This window comes from Microbacterium sp. 2FI (assembly GCF_005502885.1).
GTDB lineage: Bacteria > Actinomycetota > Actinomycetes > Actinomycetales > Microbacteriaceae > Microbacterium.
On the sequence record NZ_SCMR01000014.1, the window covers coordinates 1 to 26,016 of the forward strand.

The 26,016-nt window shown below is 69.7% G+C and carries 22 protein-coding genes; 7 read left to right on the forward strand and 15 right to left on the reverse strand.

Annotation, left to right across the window (positions count from 1 at the left end; genetic code table 11):
- The coding region (locus FFS15_RS11965) for a hypothetical protein (RefSeq protein WP_212743155.1) at positions 1–280 on the reverse strand (280 nt) is incomplete at its 3' end.
- 122 nt (positions 281–402) lie between these two features.
- Here FFS15_RS11965 and FFS15_RS11970 point away from each other — a divergent pair.
- Complete coding sequence (locus tag FFS15_RS11970) at positions 403–1,992, forward strand: Rv2578c family radical SAM protein (protein WP_137845265.1); 1,590 nt, start codon at positions 403–405, stop codon at positions 1,990–1,992.
- On the opposite strand, the gene FFS15_RS11975 is transcribed toward FFS15_RS11970, so the two are convergent.
- Positions 1,884–2,894, reverse strand: a complete 1,011-nt coding sequence (locus tag FFS15_RS11975; protein WP_137845266.1) for an alpha/beta fold hydrolase — start codon at positions 2,892–2,894, stop codon at positions 1,884–1,886. The two genes, FFS15_RS11970 and FFS15_RS11975, sit on opposite strands and share 109 nt — an antisense overlap.
- 58 nt (positions 2,895–2,952) lie before the next feature.
- On the opposite strand from FFS15_RS11975, the gene FFS15_RS11980 reads away from it, so the two are divergent.
- Positions 2,953–3,615, forward strand: a complete 663-nt coding sequence (locus tag FFS15_RS11980; RefSeq protein WP_137845267.1) for a TetR/AcrR family transcriptional regulator — start codon at positions 2,953–2,955, stop codon at positions 3,613–3,615.
- 126 nt (positions 3,616–3,741) lie between these two features.
- A complete protein-coding gene (locus FFS15_RS11985; protein ID WP_137845268.1) occupies positions 3,742–5,007 on the forward strand; it encodes a nucleotide disphospho-sugar-binding domain-containing protein in 1,266 nt (421 codons plus the stop codon).
- A 35-nt stretch (positions 5,008–5,042) separates the two neighbouring features.
- Here the strand turns inward: FFS15_RS11985 and FFS15_RS11990 are convergent, their stop codons facing one another.
- Together FFS15_RS11990 and FFS15_RS11995 are read right to left on the reverse strand one after the other, a co-directional pair.
- Entirely contained in the window at positions 5,043–5,966 is a 924-nt protein-coding gene (locus FFS15_RS11990) for an SGNH/GDSL hydrolase family protein (RefSeq protein ID WP_171013178.1), read from the reverse strand.
- Between the two features lie 219 nt (positions 5,967–6,185).
- On the reverse strand, positions 6,186–8,387 hold the full coding sequence (locus FFS15_RS11995; RefSeq protein ID WP_137845270.1) for a DEAD/DEAH box helicase: 2,202 nt from the start codon (positions 8,385–8,387) through the stop codon (positions 6,186–6,188).
- Positions 8,388–8,656: 269 nt separating this feature from the next.
- On the opposite strand from FFS15_RS11995, the gene FFS15_RS12000 reads away from it, so the two are divergent.
- Positions 8,657–9,274, forward strand: a complete 618-nt coding sequence (locus tag FFS15_RS12000; protein WP_137845271.1) for an antibiotic biosynthesis monooxygenase — start codon at positions 8,657–8,659, stop codon at positions 9,272–9,274.
- Positions 9,275–9,320: 46 nt separating this feature from the next.
- Positions 9,321–10,397, forward strand: coding sequence for a DUF998 domain-containing protein (locus FFS15_RS12005; RefSeq protein WP_137845272.1), 1,077 nt, complete (start codon positions 9,321–9,323; stop codon positions 10,395–10,397).
- Between the two features lie 7 nt (positions 10,398–10,404).
- On the opposite strand, the gene FFS15_RS12010 is transcribed toward FFS15_RS12005, so the two are convergent.
- The 6 genes from FFS15_RS12010 to FFS15_RS12035 all read right to left on the reverse strand — a co-directional run bounded on the left by FFS15_RS12010 (position 10,405) and on the right by FFS15_RS12035 (position 18,387).
- The gene (locus FFS15_RS12010) at positions 10,405–11,706 is read right to left on the reverse strand and encodes an aminotransferase class III-fold pyridoxal phosphate-dependent enzyme (RefSeq protein WP_137845273.1); all 1,302 of its coding nucleotides are present in this window, start codon (positions 11,704–11,706) and stop codon (positions 10,405–10,407) included.
- Positions 11,703–12,719 (reverse strand): phosphotransferase, encoded by a 1,017-nt coding sequence (locus FFS15_RS12015; protein WP_137845274.1) that lies wholly within the window; start codon positions 12,717–12,719, stop codon positions 11,703–11,705. The genes FFS15_RS12010 and FFS15_RS12015 overlap by 4 nt, the downstream gene beginning before the upstream one ends.
- 3 nt (positions 12,720–12,722) lie before the next feature.
- Complete coding sequence (locus tag FFS15_RS12020; RefSeq protein WP_249354004.1) at positions 12,723–16,322, reverse strand: efflux RND transporter permease subunit; 3,600 nt, start codon at positions 16,320–16,322, stop codon at positions 12,723–12,725.
- 88 nt (positions 16,323–16,410) lie between these two features.
- Positions 16,411–16,800: a CrcB family protein gene (locus FFS15_RS12025; RefSeq protein ID WP_137845275.1), complete on the reverse strand. Its 390-nt coding sequence runs from the start codon at positions 16,798–16,800 to the stop codon at positions 16,411–16,413.
- Positions 16,797–17,210, reverse strand: coding sequence for a CrcB family protein (locus FFS15_RS12030; protein ID WP_137845276.1), 414 nt, complete (start codon positions 17,208–17,210; stop codon positions 16,797–16,799). The genes FFS15_RS12025 and FFS15_RS12030 overlap by 4 nt, the downstream gene beginning before the upstream one ends.
- A 211-nt stretch (positions 17,211–17,421) precedes the next feature.
- The gene (locus FFS15_RS12035; RefSeq protein ID WP_137845277.1) at positions 17,422–18,387 is read right to left on the reverse strand and encodes a DNA topoisomerase IB; all 966 of its coding nucleotides are present in this window, start codon (positions 18,385–18,387) and stop codon (positions 17,422–17,424) included.
- A gap of 248 nt (positions 18,388–18,635) precedes the next feature.
- On the opposite strand from FFS15_RS12035, the gene FFS15_RS18640 reads away from it, so the two are divergent.
- Positions 18,636–18,800 (forward strand): hypothetical protein, encoded by a 165-nt coding sequence (locus tag FFS15_RS18640; protein ID WP_171013179.1) that lies wholly within the window; start codon positions 18,636–18,638, stop codon positions 18,798–18,800.
- A gap of 85 nt (positions 18,801–18,885) precedes the next feature.
- Here the strand turns inward: FFS15_RS18640 and FFS15_RS12040 are convergent, their stop codons facing one another.
- Genes FFS15_RS12040 through FFS15_RS12055 form a run of 4 tightly spaced genes read right to left on the reverse strand, consistent with a single transcriptional unit; the run spans position 18,886 to position 23,742 of the window.
- Positions 18,886–20,565: a glycoside hydrolase family 13 protein gene (locus FFS15_RS12040; protein ID WP_137845347.1), complete on the reverse strand. Its 1,680-nt coding sequence runs from the start codon at positions 20,563–20,565 to the stop codon at positions 18,886–18,888.
- 54 nt (positions 20,566–20,619) lie between these two features.
- Complete coding sequence (locus FFS15_RS12045) at positions 20,620–21,534, reverse strand: carbohydrate ABC transporter permease (RefSeq protein ID WP_137845278.1); 915 nt, start codon at positions 21,532–21,534, stop codon at positions 20,620–20,622.
- Positions 21,534–22,451 (reverse strand): sugar ABC transporter permease, encoded by a 918-nt coding sequence (locus tag FFS15_RS12050; RefSeq protein ID WP_137845279.1) that lies wholly within the window; start codon positions 22,449–22,451, stop codon positions 21,534–21,536. The genes FFS15_RS12045 and FFS15_RS12050 overlap by 1 nt, the downstream gene beginning before the upstream one ends.
- Before the next feature lie 22 nt (positions 22,452–22,473).
- Positions 22,474–23,742: an ABC transporter substrate-binding protein gene (locus FFS15_RS12055; RefSeq protein ID WP_249354007.1), complete on the reverse strand. Its 1,269-nt coding sequence runs from the start codon at positions 23,740–23,742 to the stop codon at positions 22,474–22,476.
- A gap of 122 nt (positions 23,743–23,864) precedes the next feature.
- Here FFS15_RS12055 and FFS15_RS12060 point away from each other — a divergent pair, with 122 nt between their 5' ends.
- Positions 23,865–25,127 (forward strand): ROK family protein, encoded by a 1,263-nt coding sequence (locus tag FFS15_RS12060; RefSeq protein WP_249354008.1) that lies wholly within the window; start codon positions 23,865–23,867, stop codon positions 25,125–25,127.
- Between the two features lie 28 nt (positions 25,128–25,155).
- Here the strand turns inward: FFS15_RS12060 and FFS15_RS12065 are convergent, their stop codons facing one another.
- Positions 25,156–25,938, reverse strand: a complete 783-nt coding sequence (locus tag FFS15_RS12065; RefSeq protein ID WP_137845281.1) for a MerR family transcriptional regulator — start codon at positions 25,936–25,938, stop codon at positions 25,156–25,158.
- Between the last annotated feature and the right edge of the window lie 78 nt (positions 25,939–26,016).

The following is a 26,016-nucleotide window of genomic DNA, read 5'->3' on the forward strand; positions in this document are numbered from 1 at the left end:
TGGGGCTGGGTGGGCCTGCGGCGTCCGATGCCGGACCCTCGACCACGAGCACCGTGACGGCGGCCGCCGCCCCGACGAGGAGGGTCGCGCCCGCCGCGAGCACGAAGGCCAGCACCCATCGCGCCGCCCGCGGATGCCGGACGTGCTGCGCGGGGATCGGCGGGGCAGCGGTGGCGTCGGTGGTGGCGTCCGTCGTCCGGGCACTCCGGTTCGCCTCGTCGCGCCGTGCTCGATACGCGCGGCGAGACTCCGGGTGCCCGTGGGGCTCGGGGTCCGTCACGTTGCCCATTGTCTCTCCCGCGAGCGTGCCGGGTCGAATGCGTCGGCATCCGGTGTCTGGATGGTTTCGAATGCCACCCTTTCACGGTTGACACTAAATCGAATCTATGTTCCCCTGGTGACATGAGATGGCAAGGTCAGGAGCTGGGCGTCCCCGACGCTGCGGCGCTCCCCGGCCTCGAGCAGCTCAACGGCCTCGTGCAGTCGGTGACGACGCCCGACTTCGCGGGGGTCACGTTCCACGAGGTGCTCGCGAAGACCGCGCTCAACCGTGTGCCGGGGGCATCGGCGATGCCGTTCGACTGGACGGTCAACCCCTATCGGGGATGCAGTCATGCATGCGTCTACTGCCTACACCCCGACACGCTCGTGCTGACAGGGGATGGACGGCAGCAGGCGATCGGCTCGCTGATGATGGGCGACGACATCATCGGGACCGAGGTTCGAGGCGACTACCGCCGGTATGTTCGCACGACGGTCCTGGCGAAGTGGACCACCCGCAAAGGCGCCTATCGCGTCACGCTCGCTGACGGCACCGTGCTCATTGCGAGTGGCGATCACCGATTCCTCAGCGATCGCGGGTGGAAGCACGTCGCAGGCTCCACCAGCGGCTCAGGCCGCCGCCCCCACCTGACGGCGAACAACAGGCTCATGGGATTCGGGCTCGGGCGCGCAGGCGAGGACAGCGTCGGCACGGCCGTCAAGACGGTCGCCGACCTTCGGGTCATCAGTGTCGAGGATCTCGGTGAGGACATCGAGCTGGTCGACATCACGACCGGGACGGGCGACTTCGTCGCCAACGGCGTCATCAGCCACAACTGCTTCGCCCGCGGAACGCACGAGTATCTCGAGCTCGACGCGGGGCGCGACTTCGACACCCAGGTGATCGTCAAGATCAACGTCGCCGAGGTGCTGCGGCGCGAGCTCGCCCGGGGGTCGTGGACGCGCGAGCCGGTCATGCTCGGCACCAACACCGACCCGTACCAGCGTGCCGAGGGGCGCTACCGGCTCATGCCCGGCATCGTCTCGGCGCTCACGGACTCGGGCACGCCGTTCTCGATCCTGACGAAGGGGACGCTGCTGCGGCGCGATCTGCCGATGCTGCAGGATGCCGCATCCACCGTGCCCGTCTCGATCGCGATGTCGATCGCGGTGTTCGACGACGCGCTCCAGCATCTGATCGAGCCGGGCACGCCGACCGCGTCGGCGCGACTCGAGACGGTGCGCGCGGCCGCCGAGGCCGGATTCCGGGTGACGGTGTTCCTCATGCCGATCCTCCCCCATCTCACCGACTCGATCGCCGCGATCGATCATGCGCTCACGCGGATCAAGGCGGCGGGCGCATCGCGGGTGGTCTACGGCGCGCTGCACCTGCGACCGGGAGCCAAGCAGTGGTTCATGCGGTGGCTCGAGGAGCAGCATCCCGAGCTCGTCTCGTCATACCTCGGGCTGTATCCCGGGGTGTCTGCCACCGCTCCCAAGGCGTATCGCTCATGGCTCGGCAAACGGGTGCGTCCGCTCATGCGGGTACATGGCCTCGACGGTCACGACGAGGACGACCACCCGCGCGGTACGCCGGTCGCCGGCCTCGCGGCACGGTCGGATCAGCGGGCGGCGAGCGTCGTGACGACCTCGCGCGGACGCGCGGTGGCCGGGGCTTTGGCGCGGGATGATCGCGTCGGCAGCGGGGAAGCGCCGGCGATGCTGTTCTGATCGAGGGTTCGGGCGCCGGGCTTGGCGACCGCGAGCATGTCGATCACGGCGTCGAGGACGGGGTCTGCCTCGAGCACGCGATTGTGGCCGAAGCTCCGCGTGACGAGGGTGTGCGCACCCGGGTTCGCGGATGCGATGCGCGAGACCTCGCCGAGCGGCACGAGCCGATCGCGCTCATCGTGCACGGCGAGCAGCGGGATGCCGGCCGGCAGCGGTCGCCGCACGGGTGAGAGCCGGGCGAACGGATCGGCCTCGCCGGCGAAGTAGCGTTCTGCGAACCGCGTGCGAAGTGCGGCCGCGGTGGCGTCTCCGTAGTCGAGCATGGCCTGGAACTGGATCAGCAGCGTGTCGGCGTCGGCGGGCGCGGCCACCGTGACGACCCGGTCGATCACGACCCCGTCGGCCGCCGCGATGAGCGTCGCGAGCCCGCCGAACGAGTGCCCGATCGCCGCGTGCAGACGGCCGTACCGGCGCTGCAGGGCTCCGAAGGCCTCGATCCAGTCGATGAGGTATGTGCCGTTCCCCGGAGTCTCGCCGTGGCCGGGCGCATCGAACGCGACGACGCGATGCCCTTCGGCGACGAGCTCGCGCACCAGGACCGCGAACTGACTCGCACGTCCGTTCCAGCCGTGTGCGAGTGCGACCACGGTGTCGCCGCGGCCCCACTCGTAGACGACGACATCCACGCCGGTTCGTGCGAGCCCTGGGATGTGGACGGTCGAGCGGCGCGCCTGCGCCATTGTCGGCTGCTCTCGCAGGCCGACGGGGCGCGGTGCGGCGACGCGGGCGAACAGCGGAAGCGCGATGGCGGCGCCCGCACGAGGCGACAGCGCGCCGACGTTCCGGACGACGGCGCCTACCGCCGAGAGTGCGAGGTTCACGGCTTCTCCGATCCATGGCATCCAGGTATACGAACGATCGTACGTATGAATACGAACGATCGTACGGTAACCTCGGGGCGTGGCACAAGCGCAGCAGGACGGACGCCGGATCCGCGGCGACGAGTCGCGGCGTGTGATCCTCGCGCACGCGATCGACACGGCATCCGTCGATGGGCTCGACGGGCTCACGATCGGACGCCTCGCCGATGCCGCCGGGCACAGCAAGAGCGGCGTCGCCACGCTTTTCGGGTCGAAGGAGCAGCTGCAGCTCGCGACGGTGGCCGCGGCCCGCGAGGTCTTCGTCGAGCGCGTCATCGCTCCGGCGCGGGCGTCATCCGACCGCGGGCTGGAGCGTGTGTGCGCGCTCATCTCGGCGTGGCTCGCGTACTCCGACGAGCGCGTCTTCCGCGGTGGCTGCTTCTTCGCCGCGGCATCCGTCGAGCTCGATGCCAAGCCGGGGCCGGTGCGCGATGCGGTCGTGGCCGCAACGCAGTCCTGGGAGGACTACCTGACGCTGTCGATCCAGCGCGCGATCGATGCGGGCGAGCTGCCGCTGCTCGATGACGCGGCCCAGCTCACGTTCGAGGTCGTCTCGTTCCTCGAGGCCGCCAACACCCGGTCGCTCCTGCACGCGAGCATCGAGCCGTACGCCCGCGCCGCGACGGCGCTGCGATCGCGGCTGCTCGCGCTCGGCGGCGACCCCGGCCGCGTGTCGGGCATCGTCGCAGTCGCGGCCGCCTGACCCCTCCGCCCAGCTCGACCGTCGGGGTTTCCCACCGCCTCGATAGCCGTCCGCCCCCGGCACCCACGCACCGGCATCCTGTTTCAAACCGACCGGCGACGCCACAATGAGTGGAGGAGGCCCTTCATGGCACGGTTCCTGATCTCGGCGATGCCGTTCTCGGGCCACGTCGCGCCCATGCGCGCGGTGGCGGCGGCGCTGGTCGGGCGCGGGCACGACGTGAGGTTCTACAGCGGAGCCGCTTTCCGCGACGCGATCGAGTCGACCGGTGCGCGGTTCGTGCCCTGGCAGGCGGCACCCGACTTCGACGAGAACGACCTGCAGCCGACCTTCCCACGGCTCGTCGGCAAGAAAGGGTTCGGCCAGCTCCTGATCAACGTGGAGGACGTGTTCATCAACACCTCCCCCGCCCAGGTCGAGGACCTCCGCGCCGAGGCCGAGCGCGAGACGTGGGATGCGATCGTCGGCGACGAGATGTCGATCGGCACGGCCCTTTTCGCCGAGCTCACGGCCTGCCCCTGGGCCACCGTCGCGATCGTGCCCCTCAACCTGGTGGGATCTCAAGGCCCGCCGAGCGGGATGGGGATCGTGCCCGGCCGCAATCCGCTCACAAAGGCGAGGGATGCTGCACTCCGCGCGGCCGTGCCGCTCATCTCACGGTCGTTGAGCGCTGCGATCGGCCGCGCGCGGCAGTCCGTGGAGCTGGCGCCGACCCGACTCACCATGGACAAGCTCGTATTCTCGCCGCAGCTGGTCGTCGCCAGCGGCGCCCCGGCGCTCGATTACGAGCGCACCGATCGGCCGGAATCGCTCCACTTCGTCGGCGAGCTTCGGACGCCGGGTGCATCCGCAGCGGAAGACCTGCCGTCGTGGTGGAGCGAGCTCGAGGGCAGGCGGGTCGTCCACGTCACCCAGGGCACGCAGAACATCGACCCCGAGGATCTCATCCGTCCGGCGCTCGAAGCCCTCGCCGACGAGGATGTGCTCGTCGTGGTCACAACGGGTGCGCGCGGGCACGACGAGCTGCCGTTCCCGGTGCCGCCGAATGCGCGGGTGGCCGGCTTCCTGCCGCACGCCGAGCTGCTGCCGCGCGTCGATGCGGTCATCACCAACGGAGGCTGGGGCGGCACCCTCGCGGCGCTCGCCCACGGCATCCCCCTCGTCATCGCCGGAGGCGACCTCGACAAGCCCGAGATCGCCGCGCGCGTCGCGTGGGCGGGAGCGGGCGTGAACCTGCGCACCGGAACGCCGTCGGTGACCGAGGTCGCGGACGGCTACCGTCACGTCGTCACCCACCCGGCGATTCGGGATGCCGCCGCCCGCGTCGGCGCGCAACTGCGATCGCTCGGCGGTGCCCCGCGCGCGGCTGAGCTGCTCGAGACGCTCACGTGAGTGGGGACCGGACCGCTCCGGTGCTCGCCTGATCGTTACGGCAGAGCGCTGCGGATCGCGGCTGCGTAGGCGACGTAACCCGCCGCGTTCGGGTGGAAGCTGTTGGTGCTGCTGAGCCACCGCCAGTCATTGATCCACGGACTCGAACTGCCGATGCCACGGCCCGCGAACGCGGGTTCGACATCGACGAACGTCGCGCCGTTCGCCGTGGCGACCTGCTCGATCACGTCGTTGAGGGCAGAGGTCTCCAGGTTCACCTCGTCGGCCCACGCGTACTTCGGGTTCACTCCCGACGCGTTGAGCCAGAACAGCCGCGGGTAGCCGGTCACCATCACGGTGGCATTCGGCGCCCGAAGCTTGACCGCGGTGATGACCCCGGCCAGGTTCGCCCGGAAGCCCTCGGACTGCGCGAGCGCCGCACCGGCGTCGATCTCGGACCGGCAGCTCGAGCTCGGAAGCACGAAGCAGTTCTGCATCACATCCGCGAAGCCCACATCGTTGCCGCCCACCGTCACCGTCACCGTCTTCAGGGTGGTCGAAAGCGACGCGGCCTGCGACGTCACGGCGGCGGTGTCTGCACCCGAGCAGGCCAGGAATGAAACGAGCTGCTTATCGGTGTCGGATCCCAGCAGGCTCGGATAGCTCTTCGAGCTGCGGTAGCACGTGTTGTCGAGGTAGCTGCCCGCGCCCACGCCCGAGGCGAAGGAGTCGCCGATCGCCCCCCAGGCCGCTTCGGTTGTCCCACCACCACCGCCACCGCCGCCGCCACCCTTGCCGCCGCCGTTGCCGCCCTTCCCAGCGAGCACGCTGATGCCGGCAGCCGAGGCCGGTGGTGCGGCGATGGTCGCCGCCACGACGATCCCGCCGGCGAGAAGAAGCCCCGCGACGGCGAGGGCGATCTGCCGGCGGCGGCGCGGCGAAGCACCTGCGGCCGACATGGCACCTGCGAATCCGGACATCGGAACCTCCCCGTTCCATCGATGACACGCTGCGCGAACGACGGTCTCCCCAGACATCCCTTCGCCGCGGCGGTCCCCACCGTCGCGTCGCGTTCTCCCCGGTTCGTGCGCTGGTGTCAGGTATAGCACCGGCATCCCGCCGCGGATAGACGGTGCGCGAAAAAGCGCGGGCTCCGCCGGGCCGAAGCCCGAAGCGGAGCCCGCGATCGACTGACCGGGTCAGCTCACCGGGTTGACCTGACGGCCCGTGATCTCCTCGAGGACGTCGTCGCCGATGCGCGCCTCTTCGAAGGGCGCGTCGATCTCGGCACGGTCGAGCATCTCGGTCATGCGGCGGCGGCGCTGACGCGTGATCAGCGTGACGACGGTTCCCGATCGGCCAGCGCGGCCGGTGCGGCCGGAGCGGTGCAGGTACGTCTTGTACTCATCGGGCGCATCGGCCTGGACCACGAGATCGATGTCGTCGACGTGGATGCCGCGCGCGGCGACATCGGTCGCCACGAGCACCTGCACCCGGCCCGACGTCAGCTTCTCGAGGTTGCGCGTGCGCTTGGCCTGGTTGAGGTCGCCGTGGAGTGCGACCGCGTGGATGCCGGCATCGTCGAACTGCTCGGCGAGCATCTCGGCGTAGGCGCGCGTGCGGGCGAACACGAGGGTCTTGCCGTCACGGTCGACGAGCGTGTTGAGGATCTCGGCCTTGTCACGGTGCTCGATCACGAGCACGCGGTGCTCGATGGTGCCCGAATCCTGGTCTTCGCCGGCGACCTCGTAAACGGCCGGCTCGACGAGGAACTCGTCGACGAGGGCTGCGACCTCACGGTCGAGCGTCGCCGAGAACAGCAGCTTCTGCGAGCCGTCGGCGGTGTGGCGGAGGATGCGCTGCACGGGCTCGAGGAATCCGAGCTCGCACATGTGATCGGCCTCGTCGAGCACGGCGATGCGCACGTTCGAGAGGTCGAGCTTGCCCTGGTTCACGAGGTCCTCGATGCGACCCGGGGTGCCGATGATGATGTCGACGCCCTTGCGGAGCGCGCCGACCTGGCGGCCCTGCGGCACGCCGCCGTAGATCTGCGTGGTGAAGAGGCCGACGCTGCGCGCGATCGGCTGGATCGTGCGGTCGATCTGCAGGGCCAGCTCGCGCGTCGGCGCGAGGATGAGCGCCTGCGGGGCACGAGCGAACTCACGGCGCTTGCCGGCCTGTCCACGCAGGGTGCTCTCGACGAGCGGTGCGCCGAAGGCGATGGTCTTGCCCGAACCGGTGCGGCCGCGCGCGAGCACGTCCTTGCCCTCGAGGATCGGACCGATGGTCGCCGCCTGGATCGCGAACGGGCTCTGAGCACCCAGGTCGGCGAGCACGCGCACGATGTTGTCGCCGAGACCCAGGTCACCGAACGAGACCTCGGTGACATCCTCGGCCTGGATGGCTTCGGCCTGCAGGCGCTCGTGGACGACGTCGACGTGCTGTTCGTACGCCTTGTCGCGCGCCGGAGCGGTCTTCGTGCCGTTCCAGTCGGAACGGCCCCCGCCCTCGGTGCGACGCGGGCGGTCATCGTACGAGCGCGCCGGACGGTCGTCGCGGCGGGGACGGTCGTCGTACGAACGAGCCGGACGGTCGTCGCGGCGCGGACGGTCATCGTACGAACGAGCCGGACGCTCGTTCGGGCGATACGAGGGACGCGCGTCGCCGAACGAACGGCGGTCGTCGCGGTTCACGCGGTCGAGGCGCTCGGTGCGGGGGCGCTGAGCGTCATCGCGACGGGGACGGTCGTCGTACGAGCGGGGCTGGCGGTCACCGGTCGGACGAGCGGGACGGTCACCGTAGGAACGGGCCTGACGGTCATCGTACGAGCGAGCCGGACGATCGCCGGTCGGACGAGCGGGACGATCCCCGTACGAGCGCGCCCGGCGGGCGTCATACGAACGGGCCGGGCGGTCGTCGCGACGCGGCCGGTCATCGTTCGACCGAGCGGGGCGATCGCCGTACGAACGGGCCGGACGGTCATCGTACGAACGAGCCGGACGATCCCCACCCGAACGCGCGGGACGATCGCCGTACGAACGAGCCGGACGGTCATCGTACGAGCGAGCCGGGCGGTCATCGTACGAGCGAGCCGGGCGGTCATCGTACGAGCGAGCCGGGCGGTCATCGCGACGAGGGCGGTCATCGCGCGCGTGGGTGCGGATGCCGCGAGCCTCGTCGCGGCCGGCCTTCTCCTGCGCGTTCCAGCGGCGCTTGGGGGCGGCGGCCTCGGTGGCCTGCTCGGCACGGTATCCGCGGTGGCCGGCGCTCTTCGAGCCGGCCTTGCCGGCCGACGACTCGCCGGGACGGCGCTTGCGGTCCTGGTAGCTCGTCTGGGCAGCGTAGCGGGGTTCGAAGTTCTTGGCGGGACGACCGCCTGCGGGCTTCTTGCTCTTGGGCATGGGTGTTGTCCTTCTGGGTTGTTCTCGTGAGAACAGCGCTCCACACATCGCACACAGGCGACAGCCGCAACCGCGGCACGGAGGGACCCGGACTCTCGTCGGCCGGGGGCCATTCAACTGATGGTCGTCGAGACGGAAAGCGTCTCCACCATCGGCCCCTTGGACTCACAAACCCAACCGCGCGACGCGCGGTGTCCAGAGCCGACCTTCCCACCCTAGCGAATCGACCTGTGAGCCGCCCGGACGGCCTGCGGCCCGAGAATGGAGGCATGGCAGAACCCGAGGCCCACCCCATCACCGTCGCGATCGAACGCCGCATCGACCCGTCCCGCACCGCCGAGGCCACGAGTTGGATGCAGGCCGGCACCGACCTGGCGACCGGATTCGCTGGATTCCTCGGCTCGGGGTGGGTCCGCGCGGGCGAGGCGAGCGACCTCTGGTACATGCTGTACCGCTTCCGCGACATCCCGACCCTCGAGGCGTGGGAGCAGTCCGGGCAGCGTGAGTGGTGGCTCGACTCGGGTCGCGCATTCGCAAGCGAGGTGCGCGTCGAGCGACGCACGGGCATCGAGGGATGGTTCGACGCGGCGTTCGCCACGCACGTCGAGTCTCGAGCGGGGACGGATGCCGCGACACCCACGGGTCCGATCCAGCAGCCGATTCCAGCCGCTCCGCCGCGGTGGAAGCAGGCCGTCACGATCTGGCTCGGCTTCTTCCCCACCAATCTGCTGGCCTCGTGGCTGCTGGGCTTCGTGCCCGGCTTCACCGAGTGGCCGCTCGTGCTGCGGGTTCTGCTGGCCACCCTCGCGCTCACCCCCGTCATGACGTATCTCGTGCTGCCCTGGGTGACACGGATGCTGCGCCCCTGGCTTCAGCGGCGCGCCTGACGCGCGGCATCTGTCCCGCGGGTTGGCGCGGATCTACACTGACGCCATGACCTCGCAGGCCCCATCCTCGAACCCGCAGCCCTCGGACTTCCCGACCGAGCGGCGAACCGAGTCCGAGGCGGTGTACGCGGCCCTCGGCGCGGGCGTCGTCGGCGCCGTCTACGGCTTCTTCGTGGCCCTGCTCGCCACGAGACTGACCATCGGCGGCGACGACCCGTTCGCCGTGTGGGCGGCGATCGGTTCTGCGGTGGTCGCCGCCGTCGCCTCGACGTTCGAATACTGGCGCGCACGCAACCGCCCCGGGCAGGAATGGCGTCGCGAACTGGCCTCGTGGAAGTTCACGGTCAACACGATCTCGGTCGTGGTCGTCCACACCGCGCTGGCCTTCGTGTCGACCTACGCCCTCTACCGCGTGCTCGCGCTCGGCTTCATCGGGCTGCCGGTGATCACGTTCTGGGCTGTCGTGCTGATGGCGGTCACCCTGGGCCTCACGACGTGGGTCGTGTACCTGTCGGTCTCGCGGATGACGACGCAGCGCATGTCGTCGCTGCTCATGGCGTTCATCGTGATCGGCACGCTGACGGCCATGGTCACGACCCCCGACCCCGAGTGGTGGAAGGTGCACTTCAGCTGGCTGGGAACGTTCGACGAGCTGTCGAGCTGGGTCTTCAACGGCACCCTGATCGCCGCCGGCCTGCTGGTGACGACGTTCGCGGTCTACATCGCGAATGATCTGCGCGAACTCACCGCGGCCGGCGTGCTGACGAATCCGCGCGGCCCGCGGATCGTGTCGGTGCTCTTCGCGGTGATGGGCATCATGCTCGCGTGCGTCGGGATCTTCCCGGTCGATGTCAGCATGCCGCTGCACAACCTGTCGGCATCGGGCATGGCCGTGATGTTCCTGGTGCTGTTGATCGGAGGGCCGAAATTCCTCGCCGGGATGCCGCGCACCTACTTCGTATCGTCGTGGGCGTTCCTCGGCGCGACGATCGCGTCGCTCGTGCTGTTCGTGGTGCAGTACTTCTCGCTGACGGCGTTCGAGATCCTCGTCTTCGCGCTGATCTTCGGCTGGATCGCGGTGTTCATCCGCTTCCTCGGAGTGGCCGGCGCCGCGCGCGAGTGACCTCCGCTCAGGAGCGGGTCGCCATCAGAGTCTCCCCGAGCGCGACGACGAACCGATCGGCATCCGCGTCCGAGAACGGCAGCGGCGGCCGCACCTTGAGGGTGTGATTGCGGGGGCCCGATGCCGCGATCAGCACACGCCGATCCCGCATGCCGTTGACGATGTCGAGCGCCCGGGCCTCGTCGGGCCGGCCCGCGTCGTCGACGATGTCGATGCCCCAGTAGAGTCCTGCGCCGCGCACGGCGCCGACCTCGGGTGCGTCGAGGGCGCGCACCGCAGCACCGAGTCTCGACCCGATACCGGCGGCGTTCGCGACCAGCTCTTCGTCCGCGATCACATCGAGCACGGCCTGCGCCGCGGCGACTGAGACGGGGGTCCCGCCGAAGGTGTTGAAGTAGCGCTGGCGTGCGCCGAAGCCGTCGATGACGGCATCCCGCGCCGCGAATCCGGCGATCGGCATGCCGTTGCCTGCCGGCTTGCCGAAGGTGATCGCGTCGGGGACGATGCCATGGCGCTCGAAGCCCCACATGCCGTGGCCGAGGCGTCCGAAGCCGGCCTGCACCTCGTCGGCGACGAAGAGGCCGCCCGCCGCGCGCACGAGGCCTGCGACCGGCTGCAAGAACGACCCCTCCGACTGCACGCCGTCGCTCGAGAAGACGGTGTCGACGAAGAGTGCGGCGAGCCCGATGCCCGCCGCGTCGAGCGAAGCGATCGCGTCGCGCACGCCGTTGACGAAGGCGGCCGGGTCGTCCACCGGCGACGGGACCAGCCGCACCCACGGCTCGACGGCATCGGCGCCCACCAGCGAGGGCGAGAGTGACGCGGTCGCGATCGTGACGCCGTGATAGGCGTACGCGGTCACGATCGCGCCGGTATGGCCCGTCACATCGCGCGCGACACGCAGAGCGAGGTCGTTCGCCTCCGATCCGGTGCAGGTCAGCATGACGTGGCCGATCTCGGCCGGCAGCGTCGCAAGCAGCCGCTCGGAGTAGTCGACGACGGCGGGGTGCAGGTAACGGGTGTGCGTGTTGACGAGGCTCGCCTGCGCGGCGATCGCCGCCGAGACCCTCGGGTGTGCGTGGCCGACCGACGGGACGTTGTTGTACGCGTCGAGGAACTCCTCGCCGGCCGCGGTGTACAGCTTCGTCCCGGCGCCGCGGACGAACTCGACCGGCTCGCGATAGAAGAGCCGATACGCGCCACCCATCGCGCGGTCGCGGCGCGCGATGAGAGCACGCGTGCGCGCGTCGAGGCCCTCCGCGTGCTCGGGGCGGAAGTAGGTGCTCGGACCCACGGGACGATCGGTCATCGCCACTCCTTCGGTGCTTCGGCGGCCTGGCCGGGCGGTGCGCTCGCGACCGCGATCAGGTCGCGCAGCGTCGACGCGAACCATTCCTCGTCATCGCGCGTCGGCGTCGTCGCGGGCGCCGCGCGACGGGATGCCGCCACGAGCACGCGCTGTGCGAGTCGCGCACGCGCGACGGCAGGGACGAGCGCGATCTCGGCGCTCGTGAGGCCCGCCTCTTCGGCATACCCGGCGGTGACGGATACCGCGGCATCCCACCCCGCCATGGTCGACGCGGCAGCCGACTCGGCGGCGGCGTAAGCGGCGGCGATCCCGACGTCGAGCACGCGCGGGGCGTGCGCGGCGTCGCCGAAGTCGATGATCCCCGAGACGAAGCCGGGGTCGTCGGGAGAGACGAGGATGTTGCCGCCGTTGAGGTCGTTGTGCGAGAGCTGCTCGGGCAGCTCGGCCATCGATTCGACCAGGCCGGCGTGCGCGTCGAGCACGTGCTCGACGAGTGCGCGCGCGATCGGGTCGACGACGAGCCCTGCCGCGGGGGCGAGGGCTGCGAGATCGCGGAGGTCCCACGGCACGCGTCTCAGCGCGACGGGGTGGGTCACCCCCGCGAGCGCGCGGCTCAACCGACCCGCGGTTCGCCCGATTCTGCGGCGAGCTGCGGCATCGGGGCGAGCGTCGACGGCTGCGACCCCGGCGAGGTGCTGCATGAGGCGAGCCGTGCGCGGGCCGCCGGCGAAGTCGACGGTCGCGAGGGCGCGCCCGTCGGGGGTCCGGATGCCGCGCGCGAGCGGCAGTGCGGCATCCCGCTCGAGCGCCTGCTCGACGAGGTCTGCCTCGAACGCGAACCAGTCCGCGCCGCGGCCGGGCTCGGCGACCTTGAGCACGGCGCGCGTGCCGTCGCCGAAGGCCACGAGGAAGGTCTCCTCCACGTCGGACGACACCCGCCGCACCGCAGTCGGGCGCCGCGCCCACTCGAGGCCGACGACGTCAGCCGCGTCGGCCTCGAGTTCGGCGGTCATGGGCTACTCGGAGCGCTCGTTGTGCTCGTCGGAGTTGTGCTCCGGCTCGCCGGACGCGTCGCCATCGGACTCCGCCTCGGGGTCGGCCTCGGGCTCAGGCTCGGCGTCCGCTTCCGCGACCTCGGCGTCGACCGGCTCGGCCTCAGCCTCCGGCTCGTCGACGGTCTCGGCGTCCGTCGGCTCGGCCGGCTCGATCTCGGTCTCGGCCTCCGTCGGCTCGGCCGGCTCGATCTCGGTCTCGGCCTGCGGCTCGATCTCGGCGTCTTCCTCCGCCACCTCGGCGGCGATCGCCTCGTCGGCGACCGCATCCCCGGGCTGGGCGTCCGAGGGCACCTCGATGTCGGGGCCCTCCTCGATCGCGGGCACGTCGACCTCTGCGAGCTCGGCTGCCGACGCGACGCCACCGGCTTCACGCGCACGGCGCGCGCGACGCGATTCGAAGACCGCCCCACCGGCAGTCGTTCCCGCCGCGGCGCCGACGAGCGCAGGCTCGGCGTCGGTGTCGGCATCCGTCATCCGGCCCTCGCCTCGACGAGCCGCACGACGCTCCTTGGCACCCTCGACGAGGTTGTAGAGCGTGGGCAGCACGAGCAGCGTCAGCACGGTCGACGACACCAGGCCGCCGATCACGACGATCGCGAGCGGCTGCGAGATGAAGCCGCCCTGACCGGTGATGCCGAGGGCCATCGGCGTGAGCGCGAAGATCGTGGCGAGCGCCGTCATGAGGATCGGGCGCAGACGCCTCGAGCCGCCGGCGACCGTCGCATCGTGCGACGACAGCCCCTTCTCGCGGTACTGGTTCACGAGGTCGACGAGCACGATCGCGTTCGTGACGACGATGCCGATGAGCATCAGCACGCCGATGAGGGAGGCGACGCCGAGCGGCACCCCCGTGATGATCTGCAGCAGGATCGCCCCGGTCGCCGCGAACGGCACCGAGATGAGCAGCAGCAGCGGCTGGCGCAGTGACTTGAAGGTCGCGACCATCACGATGTAGACGATGAGGATCGCCGCGAGCATCGCGAGACCGAGCTGCGAGAACGCGTCCTGCTGCTGCGAGACGACACCCCCGAGCGACGCATCGGCCGACGAGGGCAGATCTGCGCCCTCGAGCGCCGTCGTCACCGAGGCGGACGCCGTCGCGAGGTCGTCGGTCGACGGGGTGACCGTGACCGTCGCGGTGCGCTGGCCGCCCTGCGTCGTGATCGAGGTGGGGCCTTCGCTCTGCTCGACGGTGGCGATGTCTTCGAGCGGGATGGGTCCGGCCGCGCTCGGCACCGTCAGCTGGCGCAGCTCGTCGAGCGACGCCGGCGTCTCGGACGCCGCGAGGTAGACCGTCAGCGCGGTGTCGTCGATCTCGACGGCGCCGATCGACTGCGGCTGCATCGTGCTCGAGACGAGCGCGCCGACGGCGACCTCGGACAGGCCCAGTTCCGCTGCGGCGTCGCGGTCGACGACCACGGCGATGTAGGGGAGGGATGCCGAGAGGTTGCTCGAGACCTGGCCGACGCCCTCTTCGCCCTCGACGGCGTCGACGACGGCATCCGTCGCCTGCTGCAGCGTCTCGGAGTCGGGAGCGGTGACGTCGATCTCGATGTCGCTCGATCCGAAGCCTCCGCCGGATCCGGCCACGGTGATCGTGCCCGCGTCGTCGAGATCGGCGACGGCTTCCTGAACCTCTTCGCGGAGTGCGACCTGATCGGCCGCCGGGTCGGTGGTGATGGAGTAGGTGATGCCGCTGCCGCCGCCGGAGAAGGCGTCGCGGAGAGCCGACCCGCTCGAGCCGATCGAGACCTGGACGGTCTCGATGCCGTCGATGCCGATGAGCACCTCTTCGACCTGCTCGGCTGCGGCGCTCTCGGCCGCGAGGCTCGGGGCCGCGCCGATCGACTGGGTCATCGTGAAGGTGTTCTGCCCCGAGTCGCCGAGGAAGTTCGTCTTCATGAACGGCGCGACCGCGATCGTGCCTGCGAGCACGAGGACGGCGAGGCCGAGCGTCACCCACGAGTGCTTGAGCGTCCAGCGCAGGATCGGCAGGTAGCTCTTCTGCAGGCGGCTGGGCGGTGCCGCCGGGTCCTCCGGATCGACCTGGGCGCCCTGCTCGTCGAGCAGCGGCTTTCCGGGGCGCAGGAACCAGTACGCCAGCACCGGCACGATCGTGAGCGCCACGAACAGCGACGCGGTCATCGCGATCGTGACGGTCATGGCGAACGGACGGAAGAGCTCGCCGGTCACATCACCGACGAACGCGATCGGAAGGAACACGGCGACGGTCGTGACGGTCGACGACGTGATCGCCGCGGCGACTTCGCGCACGCCGAGCAGGATCGAGGTCTTCTTGTCGGCATCCCCGACGTAGTGGCGCTTGATGTTCTCGATCACGACGATCGAGTCGTCAACGACGCGGCCGATCGCGATCGTGAGGGCGCCGAGGGTGAGGATGTTCAGCGAGTAGCCGAATGCCTGGATGCCGATGAAGGTGATCAGCACGCTCGTGGGGATCGAGATCGCCGTGACGAGGGTCGCCCGCACCGACAGCAGGAACACGAGGATCACCAGCACGGCGAAGAAGAGGCCGAGCAGGCCCTCCTTGGCGAGCGTGTCGATGGATTCCTGGATGTAGGGGGCCTGGTCGAAGACGACCGTGAACTCCGCGCCGTCGAGGGAGTCCTCGAGGTCGGGGAGCACGGCGAGCACGCCGCGCGAGACCTCCACCGTGTTGGCCGAGGGGAGCTTGGTGACCGCGATCGTGAGGGCGGGCTCGCCGTTCACCCGCGAGACCGTGGTGACCGGGTCGGCCTCCTGCGCGACGGCGGCGACATCGGCGATCGTGACCGCGCCCGCCGCCAGCTGCTCGGCGCTCGACGGCACGAGCGGGAGCGAAGCGATCTCGTCGACCGAGGTGACCTTCGACCCCGTCTGAACCGTGAGCGTCTCGTCGTTCTCGGTGATCTCGCCGCCGGGGAAGAGGACGCCGTTCTGGTCGAGCGCATCGCGGATCGCCTGCTGCGTGTAGCCTGCGGCGGCGAGGTCGCCCTGATCGGGCGTGATCGTGACGCGCTGGCCGACGCCGCCGACGATCTGGGCGGCGTTGACGCCGGGCACGTCTTCCAGCTCGGGGACGACCGACGCTTCGAGCTGCGCCTGGATCGCGGCCTCGTCGTCATAGCCGGTCACGGCGAGCTGGATCACCGGGAAGTCGTCGATGCTGGCGGAGATCACCGTCGGCTCCACGCCCTCGGGCAGCTGGCCCTGGATGCGGTTGATCGCCTGCGTCATCTTCTGCTCGGCGGTCGCGAGATCGGTGCCGTAGGTGAACGAGGCCTGCACGATCGAGGCGTTCGTGGTGCTCGTGGCGGTGCTCGACTCGAGACCGGGCACCCCCTGGATCGCGGTCTCGATCGGGGTCGAGACGTCGTTGTTGACGACCTCGGGCGACGCGCCCGGGTAGGTCGAGACGACGATGAGGGTGGGGAACTCGATCGAGGGGATGAGCTCCTGCTTGAGGTTCACGAGCGCGAGGCTGCCGAAGAGGGCGGCGACGATCGTGACGAGCGCGATGAGCGCGCGGTTCTTGAGACTCAGGACGGCGAGGTTCGACACGGATGCCTTCGCGGGAATGGTGCTGATGGGGTGCGCGCCGATCGGCGCACGGATACGGGAATGTATCCGAACAAGTATCGCACCCGGTTCACATGCCGCCGCCGGGTACGGCGATCCAGAGACCGAGCGCGAGTCCGACTCCCGCGGCGAGCACCGCGAGCCCCAGCGTGCCGAAGAGATTGGCCGCGGCATCCCGCCACCGCCGGCGCTCGGCGAGGAGCACCGTCTCGACCGACACCGTGCTGAAGGTCGTGTACCCGCCGAGGAGTCCGGTGCCGAGCACCACCGCGACCTCGGGCGCGACCGCCGCACCGAGCCCGGTGAGCAGTCCGAGCGCGAGCGAACCGGTCACGTTGATCACCAGAATCCCCCGCGGGAACCGTCCGGGGCGTGATGTCATCACGCGATCGAGCACGTAGCGAAGGCCCGCGCCCACTCCTCCGGCGAGCGCGACGAGCACGAGCAGTCCGGGGTTCACTCGGCCTCCTCCACGGGCTCGACTTCTCCGGGCACATCGGCGATGCGCCGCCCGATGACGAGCCCGACGAAGGCTCCGACGACACCCGCGGCGAGGGATGCCGCGGCGAGCGCGGCCGCCGACCACGGCGCAGCCGCCCATTGCGCGGTCTCGACGGCGAAGGCGCTGTACGTCGTGAAGCCGCCGAGCACGCCCGTGCCGAGGAAGGCCCGGAGTCGCGGCTGCCGGTCGTCGAGCCACCCGACGACGATCCCGAGAAGAAGCGAACCGACGGCGTTGACTGCGAAGGTCGCCCACGGCACGAGGCCCGGGTCGGTCACCGGGGCGATGATCGCCGCGCGGGCGAAGACCCCGACGGCTCCGCCGGCCACGACGAGCCCGAGCACGCGCGGGTCGACGGGCTGCGGCATCCCCTCACGCTAGCGGGTGGGCGTTCCGCACTTCGTCTCGCTTCGCTCGCTCAGTGACCGGATCCTCAGGGCTGATTCGCTCACTCAGTGACCCGCGATCCTCAGGGCTGATTCGCTCGCTCAGTGACCGGATCCTGAGGGCTGATTCGCTCACTCAGTGACCCGCGATCCTCCCGGTCGCTGAGCGAGCGCCAGCGAGACGAAGCGGCGCTCATCGACCCGACAGCAGCGCTCGGATCGCCGACTCGGGCGACACCGTGAGGTCCAGCAGCTGCCCGTCGCGGTACCGCGTGAACACGCGGGGGTCGATGTACGACCCGCGCGCCACGGCGGGCGTGTTCCCCAGTGCTTCGGCGGTCGACTTCACCGCCAGCACCTCGGCTCGCTTGCGGTCGGACTTCGTGTCGACCGTGCCGATCCGCGCGAGCGCCTCGGCGGCGAGGATCGTGCCGCGGAGGGTCCGGAAGTCCTTCGCCGTGAACTTCCCACCCGTGAGCGAGCGCACGTAGGCGTTGACCTCTGCGGGGGTGAGCGGCACGCGACGCCGCCCCCGGTCCCACGCGAGCAGCGCCGAGCGCGGACGCCCGGCGGCGAGGAGTTCGACGACCGCGGCGAGGTCGGCGTCCTCGATCTCGAGCAGCTGCCGCTTGCCGCTCTTGCCGGGGAACGAGAGCGAGATGACGGATGCCGCGACCGACGCGTCGCGCCGCTGCAGCGTCGTGAGCCCCCTGCTGCCGTGCGCGGCGAGATACCGCTCTGAGCCGATGCGGGGCGCAGCCATATCGAGGAGGCGGAACGACACCGCCAGCACCCGCTCGCGGTCGAGGTCGGGGCGGCGGAGCGACGTCGTCACACGCCCGCGCGCACGCGGCAGCGCCTCGGCGAGCGCGAGGGCCCGTGCGAACTTGCCGCGGTCGCGACCGCTGCTCCACTGCTGGTGGTAGACGTACTGCCGGCGCCCGGCGTCGTCGGTGCCAACGGCTTGGATGTGGCCGTCAGGACGCACGCTGATCCAGACGTCCTCCCAGGCCGGCGGGATCACGAGGTCGCGGATGCGGGTGACGTGGCGCTCGGCGACCGCCCCACCCTTGCCGTCGACGTAGCGGAACCCCGATCCCGCCCGCACGCGCCGGAAGCCCGGATCGTCGAACGGGCGCACGCGCGCGAGTTTCGGCATCCGTCGCTCAATGGTTTCGAGTGATCGAGGTCATGCCGAGACCGTATGCCGGGCAGTCGAAACTCTCACGGGGCTTGACAGTGCCCGTGCAGCACGTCTATCCGACGGTACGGCGAACCGATATCACCGGGTCCCGAGCGGCGTCAACCCCCTCCCCGCGGATTGCCAGGGGTGCCAATGTGAGTCTGTGCCCACGAGGCATCCGATGCGTCACCCCCACGCATCGACTAAGGAGAAGGAGAACCTCCATGAACCTCGCCCTCATCATCATCATCATCATCGCGGTCATCCTCGCCATCACCGGTGGCCTGGTCGAAGGACTGCAGTTCCTGCTGTGGGTCGCCCTGATCGTGGGTGTGATCGCGCTGATCGTGTTCTTGTTCCGCGCCATCAGCGGCAGCCGCCGCACCTGATGACGGCTCCCGGGCCTCCCCCCGGTGAGCACGGATGCCGCGGCCTATCAGGCCGCGGCATCCGTCTTTCTGTCTCCGAGCAGCCTCAGGCGGGCTCGACCCATACGGTCGTCGCGCCCGGCACCGATCCCGCCGGAGCGGGTCCGCTCGTGAGCACGACCGACGCCGCGGGCAGCTCGTAGGATTCCGCGCCGAAGTTGGCGATGATCCCCCAGCCGTTCGGCCGCACGATGTGCAGCACATCCTCGCGGCCGGTGTTGATCCACTCGAGCCCCTCGTCGGTCTGCAGCCGCTGCCGCAGCGCCAGCGCCTCGCGGTACAGCGAGAGGGTCGACGACTCGTCTCCCACCTGCAGTTCGACGGCGAACGCCGCGAACCACGCCGGCTGCGGCAGGTGCGGCGTGCCCCCGCCGAACCCCAGCGCCGTGCCGCCCGCGGTCCAGGGCAGCGGGACGCGGCATCCGTCTCTCCCGAGATCCGCACCGGGACTCCGGAAGAACGTCGGATCCTGGCGCTCGGAGTCGGGGATCTCGGCCACTTCGTGCAGGCCCAGCTCTTCGCCCTGGTAGAGGTACGCCGAGCCGGGAAGACCCAGCACGAAGAGGATGGCGGCCCGTGCCCGGCGGAGGCCCGCCGCGCGATCCAGAGCCGGCTGCGTGCCCCCCGACAGCAGCCATTCGTTGCCGTGCTTGCGCACGGGCCGCCCGTCAGGAGTGCGCTCGGCCGGAGGCAGCCCGTAGCGCGTGGCGTGGCGCACCACGTCGTGGTTCGACAGCACCCAGGTCGTAGACGAGCCCGACTCGGCGGCGAGCGCGAGGTTGCTCGTCACGATGCGGCGGAACTGCGCCGCATCGAAGTCGGCTTCGAGCAGGTCGAAGTTGAAGGCCTGGCCGAGGCTCTCGGCGCTGGCGTACAGCGGGATGCGGGCGGGGTCCACCCAGGCTTCGGCCACCGCCGTGCGCGGCGGGTCGTACGAGTCGAACACCGCGCGCCACTCCGCGTAGACCTCGTGCACGTCGTCGCGGTCGATCAGCGGGTGCTTCCCGTCGCGCGGCAGGGCATCGAGCTCGGCGCGCGAGGGCAGCGGCTCGGTCAGATCCTTCGTGAGCATGTGGGCGACGTCGATCCGGAAGCCGTCGACACCGCGGTCCGACCAGAACCGCAGCGTCTTGACGAAGTCCGCGCGCACCTCGTCGTTCGACCAGTTGAGATCGGGCTGCTCGACGGCGAAGTTGTGCAGATACCACTGGCCGTCGGCGACACGCTCCCACGCGGATCCGCCGAACACGGAGTCCCAGTCGGTCGGGGGCTCGGTGCCGTCGGGCCCCGTGCCCTCGCGGAAGATGTACCGGTCGCGGGCTGCCGAGCCGCGCCCTGCGGCGAGCGCCTCCTGGAACCAAGCGTGCTGGTCGGACGTGTGGTTCGGCACGATGTCGACGACGATGCGGATGCCGGCGGCATGCAGCGCGGCGAGCATCTCGTCGAAGTCGTCGAGCGTGCCGAGCCGCGGGTCGACGTCGCGGTAGTCGGCGACGTCGTAGCCGCCGTCGGCGAGCGCCGAGGGGTAGAACGGGCTCAGCCACACGGCGTCGATCCCGAGGTCGGCGAGATAGGGCACGCGCGACGTGATGCCCGGGATGTCGCCGATCCCGTCGCCGTCGAGGTCGGCGAAGCTGCGCGGGTACACCTGGTACACGACGGCCTGGCGCCACCACTCGGGGACGAGGATGTCGTGCTCTGCGGACGGGGAGACGGCGGAGTTCATGGCGGTGGTCACGGGGACCGGGTTCCTTTCGTTGGGAGACGGATGCCGCGGGCCTCAGCCCTTGACGGCACCCTGGGTCACGCCTTCCATGACCCATCGCTGGGTGAACAGATAGACGATGATGGCCGGCGCCATCGCCATGAGGTACGAGGCGAAGGCGACGTTGTAGTTGTTGCTGAACTGCGACTGGAAGAGCGAGTTCAGCACCGGGAGGGTCTGCAGCGCCGGGTCGGCGATGATCAGCGACGGCATCATGAAGTCGTTCCACGCGTACAGGAACGCGAAGATGCCGATCGTCGCGCTCATCGGTGCGAGCAGAGGAAAGATCATGTGCCAGAACGTCTGCCATGTGCTCGCACCGTCGATGCGCGCGCTCTCCTCGAGCTCGAACGGGATCGAGCGGAGGAATGCCGTGAACAGGAGCACGCTGAAGCTCAACTGGAACATGGTCGCGAGGATCACGACGCCGAAAGGATTGGCGAGCCCGAGCAGTCCCGTCATCTGCACCTGCGGCAGGGCGACGACCGGGAACGGGATGAACATCGCGGCGAGCAGGTAGAAGAACGAGTAGCGGAAGAACTTCCGATCCCAGTTGCGCACGATCGCGAACGACGCGAACGCGGCGAGGAAGATCGTCGCGACGACCGTGCCGGCGGTGACCAGCAGCGACATCGCCGCGCCCACCGGGAAGTTGGTGAGGTTCCACGCGGCGACGAAGCCCTCGACGCTGAAGGGCGCCGGCAGCGAGAACGCGTTGCCGTCGACTGCCTGCGCGCTCGTCTTGAACGCCATCATCACGGTGACGTAGAGCGGAAGCAGGACGGTGACCGCGCAGAGGATCAGGATGATCGTGCCGGACCAGTTGACCCGCTCCATCGTGAAGCGGCCCTTCGACGGCTTCGGGGCGACGCCCCGCAGAGATTCCGTGGCCTCGACCGATTCGAGGACCAGAGCTGGCTGAACAGACATCAGAGGGCGTTCCTTCCGCGCGTGATCGAGAGCTGGACGACGGCGATGACGACCGTGACGACGAAGAACACGGTCGCGTTGGCCATCTGGTAGGCGTAGTCGCCGGTGGTGAGACCCGAGACGACCGTCATCGCGATGCTGTAGGTCGAGGTTCCCGGCCCACCGCCGGTGAGGCCCTTGATGACGTCGTAAGCGCTCAGGAAGCCCTTGAAGCCGATGAGCACGTTGATCATGATGTAGCCGAACATGAGCGGGACGGTGATGCGGAGCAGCTGCTGCGCCTTGCTCGCCCCGTCGATGTCGGCCGCTTCGTAGACCTCGCCCGGGATCGACAGGATGCCGGCGATGTAGATCAGCAGCGCGCTCGGGATCGCCTGCCACGCCGTGACGATGACGATCGCCAGCCACGCCCAGTCGGGATTGGCCAGGATGCTCTCCTGGAGCCACGCGATGCCCGAGATGTTGCCGAGGACCGGGAGCGAGTTGGAGAACAGGAACTTGAAGACGAACGAGATGACGATGGCCGAGATCACCATCGGGATCACGAAGATCGCGCGCAGCGGCGTCTTCAGTCGGATCCGCGAGGTCAGCGCGACCGCGAGGAGCAGCGCGATGATGTTCACCGCGAGGACGGTGACGAGCGAGAAGCCGAACGTGAACAGGTAGCTCTGCACGACCAACGGGTCGCTGAAGAGGGCGACGTAGTTCCTGAACCCGACGAAGTCCCACTCGCCGAGCCCGATCGAGTTGGTGAAGCTGAAGAAGATGCCGATCACCGCCGGGACCGTGATGGCCAGCGTGAACAGGATCAGGGTGGGAACGAGGAACCAGTAGTAGATGGGCTCGACGCGTGTCCGAGGTCGCGCTTGACCGGGGCGTCGCTTGCCCTGCGTGACGATGTTCGTCGTGGTTGTCATGAGGGACTCCTTCGTGCCCTGATCACTGCTGACGGAAAGCGAGCCGCGCGTAGTCGGCGTCGATGGTGGCGAGGATGCGCTGCGCGTTGCTGCCGAGCATCATGGCCTGGGCGTAGTTCATGATCGGGATCGCCCGTGGGACGAGCTGCGTCGACCCCTGGTACATGTCGCCCGCATCGATGTACTTCTCGAGGCCCTTGATGCGCTCGTCCGACACCGGCGGGGCATCCTCGGTGGGGAGGAACCCGAGCTGGGCCTCGTTGTACTCCTGGATGATCTCCGGCCGGTACAGGTAGTCGAGGAAGTCGCGGGCCGCCTCCTGGTGGCTCGAGGCCTCGGGGATCCAGGCGGCGAGGTCCATGTTGATACGGGCCTTGAGGTCGTCGGGGTCGTCGGTGACCGGGAGCGGGAACATCCCGAGTTCGAGGTCGGGGGACGTCTTGGCGATCTCGCCGAGGGCCCACGGCCCCTGCATGTACATCGCGGCCCGGCCCTCGGCCATCGCCGTGTTGCCGTCACCGTACGTGCGGCTCGACGCATCGTCGTTGACGTACGCCGACAGCTCTATCATCTTCTCGACGGGCTCTGCCTGATCCTTCTGGAACGACACCGACGAGTTCGGCCCGACGTTCACGCCCTCCTCGGCGAGGGCTTCGAAGAACGCGAGGGTGTCGAGCGAGCCGCCCACCGTGTAGTCGTACCAGCCCTGCCCGATCGTCCAGTTGTCGGCGAAGGTCGCATAGAACGGGGTGATGCCCGCCTCCTCGAGCGTCTCGCACACGGCGATGAGCTCGTCCCACGTGGTCGGGACCTCGAGGTCGTTCTGCTCGAAGATCTCGGTGTTGTAGATGACCGCGGCGCCCATGATCGAATACGGGATGGCGCTCGTGCGGCCCTCGCAGACGCCGAACTGCTCCATGAACGGCGTCAGGTCTTCGCGCACGCTCTGCGCCGCCGCGGTGTCGGACAGGTCCGACATGGCGCAGCGCTGGATGAAGCGCGCCGTCTCCTGGTTGTAGTTGTTCAGCCCGATGTCGGGCGGGTCGCCGCGAACGAAGCCCGCCGAGAACGCGTCGACGCCAGAGGTGTCGAGCACCACCGTCACCTCGTCCTGCGAGCTGTTGTACTCCTGCACGAGCTCCCTCATGTAGGGGATCGCCTCGGGCTTGGCGAAGGCGAACTGGATGGTCTCCCGGCCGTCGCCGGCGCACGCGGCGAGGGACGAGCCGACCAGCCCCAGCAGCACTCCGGCCGCCAGCGCCTTCTTCCATCGGGGGGACGTCACAGCCACGTCGCTGTCCTCTCGTCGATCCATCGTCGGTGATGCCTATTTTGGTTCGATGAGTAGATTTACTCGCCGAATCAACTAGTTGTGCACCATAATGCAGGGTGGAGCCGGAAAGGTCAAGACCCGTGTCGAACGCGATCACCCCTGTCACGTCGACCCGTCGCGCGAGCCTCGACGCGGTCCTCGGATACGCTTGGGATGCCGAGGCGTTCACGGCCAGCGATGCGATGGCCGCCGTCGGCCTCACTCGCTCGACGACGATCGACGTGATCGACGAGCTCACGGGCCTCGGCATCCTCCACGAGCTCGAAAATGCTCGAGCGGTCGGCGAGTACAGCAAGGGCAGGCCCGCCCGCAGGTTCGCACTGCGCGCCGATGCCGGCGCCGTCGTCGGCATCGACGTCGGTCCCGACCAGATCGTCACGGCGGTCGCCGACCTCCGCGGCACGATCCTCGCGCGCGAGCGAATGGTCACCGATCTCTCCCACGACTCCCCCGACGAGCGTCGCGCGGCAGCCGAGGCGGCCGTTGCGAGCACCCTCGCGGCGGCGGGCAGAACGCGCTCCGACGTGCTGGCCCTCTGCGCGGGCGTGCCCGCGCCGGTCGATGCGTCCGGCCAGTCACCGTCGCACCGCAACGGGTTCTGGCGGCGGATGAATCCGAACCTCGTCGAGCTTTTCAGCCGGTGGGTGCCGATCGTGCGGATCGAGAACGACGCCTCGCTCGCCGCCGTCGCCGAGGGTTCGGTGGGTGCCGCCATCGGCATCCGCGACTTCGTGACCGTGCTCAGCGGCGAGTTCCTCGGTGCCGGCGCCGTCGTCGACGGCAACCTGCTGCGCGGCGCCCACGGCGGAGTCGCCGAGATGGTCGCGTTCGATCACGTGATCGGGGTCGAGGATGCCGGCGGTCTCACGGTCAGGATCGGCCGGTGGGCACGCGAGGCCCTCGTCGCCGGCGAGCTGTCGGCCGCGATCACCGCGGATGCGCAGCAAGACGCCGACGCCGAGCGTGGTCGCGCCGTCCTCGCCCGCGCTCGAGCGGGCGACGCCGACGCGCAGCAGATCGTAGCCCGCGCGGGCGCCGCCCTCAGCATCATCGCGGGCGTCTTCGGCAGCCTGTTCGACCCGCGGCGCGTGATCGTCTCGGGCATGCCCGCGGAAGACGCCGACGCGATCGTCGACGCCGCACGCGCTTCGCTGTCACTCGAGCTCGACCTGCCCGCGCCCGAACTCGTCGCCTCCGACCTCGGCCGTGACGTCATCTGCATCGGCGCGGTGTCGGCCGCTGTCCGCGAGGCGCGTGCGCGCGTGCTCGATCTCGGCGATCGATGGACGGCGTCGCCCTCGCGGGCGGACTCGGGTGCGCAGAAAGGGGATGCCGCGACCTGATCCAGGCCGCGGCATCCACTCCTTCGCGCTAGAGGTTCGCGTCCGCGTAGACGCGGAGCGCATCGCGCACGAACTCGGCGCCTGCTGTGCCACCCGCGCTCGTCGCGTAATTCGCGCCGAAGCGCTCGTCGGCGACGTACATCTCGCCGAGGCCGATGACGTAGCCCTTCACGTCGCCGCCGGAGACGGCCGCGGGAGTTCCGGGCACGCCGGTCAGCCACTCGACGTGGCGCTGCGCGAGCGCCTGCGCCTCGTCGCTGTCGGGTGCGATGCCGCTCTCGGCCGTCGCGACCCAGTCGCGCGCGAGGTCGGATACGCGCCGCTGCCACGCCGACTTGTCGTCGGCGCTCATGCTGCGCCACCAGCGGTCGCTGTCGGCGTACGCCTGCTCTCCCCAGCGCTGCTGGACCTCATCCTTGTACGTCGTGTGGTCGAAGCCGTCGAACATGTTCTCTGCCATGAGTCGTTCACCTCCTCTCAATGCCTGGATGGTCGTCTCGACCGACGTGATCTGCCGCGTCAGGCGGCCCTGCTCCTGCCGCAGCCACGCGAGGTGGGTCTCGAGCGCATGCGCTTCGGACGCCTCGCGATCGAGGACCTCGGCGATCTGCGGCAGCCCGAGGCCCAGCTCGCGCAGCAGCAGAATCCGCTGCAGCCGCACGAGCGCGGCCTGGTCGTAGTGGCGGTAGCCGTTGTGGCCGATGCTCGACGGCGCGAGCAGTCCGATGTCGTCGTAGTGACGCAGGGTTCTGCTCGTCGTGCCGGCGATCCTCGCGATCTGCTGGATCGACCACTCGGTGTCGTCGTTCATACGGACCACGTTAAAGGTTGACGTATCGTCAATGTCAAGACGGCATTCTTGCTCACTCGCGATATATCGTGTTACGGT

Bases quoted from the DNA above. Each gene is read 5' to 3' on its own strand.
- FFS15_RS11970 (WP_137845265.1), top strand. From the start codon at position 403: ATGAGATGGCAAGGTCAGGAGCTGGGCGTCCCCGACGCTGCGGCGCTC.
- FFS15_RS11975 (WP_137845266.1), bottom strand. From the start codon at position 2,894: ATGCCATGGATCGGAGAAGCCGTGAACCTCGCACTCTCGGCGGTAGGC.
- FFS15_RS11985 (WP_137845268.1), top strand. From the start codon at position 3,742: ATGGCACGGTTCCTGATCTCGGCGATGCCGTTCTCGGGCCACGTCGCG.
- FFS15_RS11990 (WP_171013178.1), bottom strand. From the start codon at position 5,966: ATGTCCGGATTCGCAGGTGCCATGTCGGCCGCAGGTGCTTCGCCGCGC.
- FFS15_RS11995 (WP_137845270.1), bottom strand. From the start codon at position 8,387: ATGCCCAAGAGCAAGAAGCCCGCAGGCGGTCGTCCCGCCAAGAACTTC.
- FFS15_RS12000 (WP_137845271.1), top strand. From the start codon at position 8,657: ATGGCAGAACCCGAGGCCCACCCCATCACCGTCGCGATCGAACGCCGC.
- FFS15_RS12005 (WP_137845272.1), top strand. From the start codon at position 9,321: ATGACCTCGCAGGCCCCATCCTCGAACCCGCAGCCCTCGGACTTCCCG.
- FFS15_RS12010 (WP_137845273.1), bottom strand. From the start codon at position 11,706: ATGACCGATCGTCCCGTGGGTCCGAGCACCTACTTCCGCCCCGAGCAC.
- FFS15_RS12015 (WP_137845274.1), bottom strand. From the start codon at position 12,719: ATGACCGCCGAACTCGAGGCCGACGCGGCTGACGTCGTCGGCCTCGAG.
- FFS15_RS12030 (WP_137845276.1), bottom strand. From the start codon at position 17,210: ATGCCGCAGCCCGTCGACCCGCGCGTGCTCGGGCTCGTCGTGGCCGGC.
- FFS15_RS12035 (WP_137845277.1), bottom strand. From the start codon at position 18,387: ATGCCGAAACTCGCGCGCGTGCGCCCGTTCGACGATCCGGGCTTCCGG.
- FFS15_RS18640 (WP_171013179.1), top strand. From the start codon at position 18,636: ATGAACCTCGCCCTCATCATCATCATCATCATCGCGGTCATCCTCGCC.
- FFS15_RS12040 (WP_137845347.1), bottom strand. From the start codon at position 20,565: ATGAACTCCGCCGTCTCCCCGTCCGCAGAGCACGACATCCTCGTCCCC.
- FFS15_RS12045 (WP_137845278.1), bottom strand. From the start codon at position 21,534: ATGTCTGTTCAGCCAGCTCTGGTCCTCGAATCGGTCGAGGCCACGGAA.
- FFS15_RS12050 (WP_137845279.1), bottom strand. From the start codon at position 22,451: ATGACAACCACGACGAACATCGTCACGCAGGGCAAGCGACGCCCCGGT.
- FFS15_RS12065 (WP_137845281.1), bottom strand. From the start codon at position 25,938: ATGAACGACGACACCGAGTGGTCGATCCAGCAGATCGCGAGGATCGCC.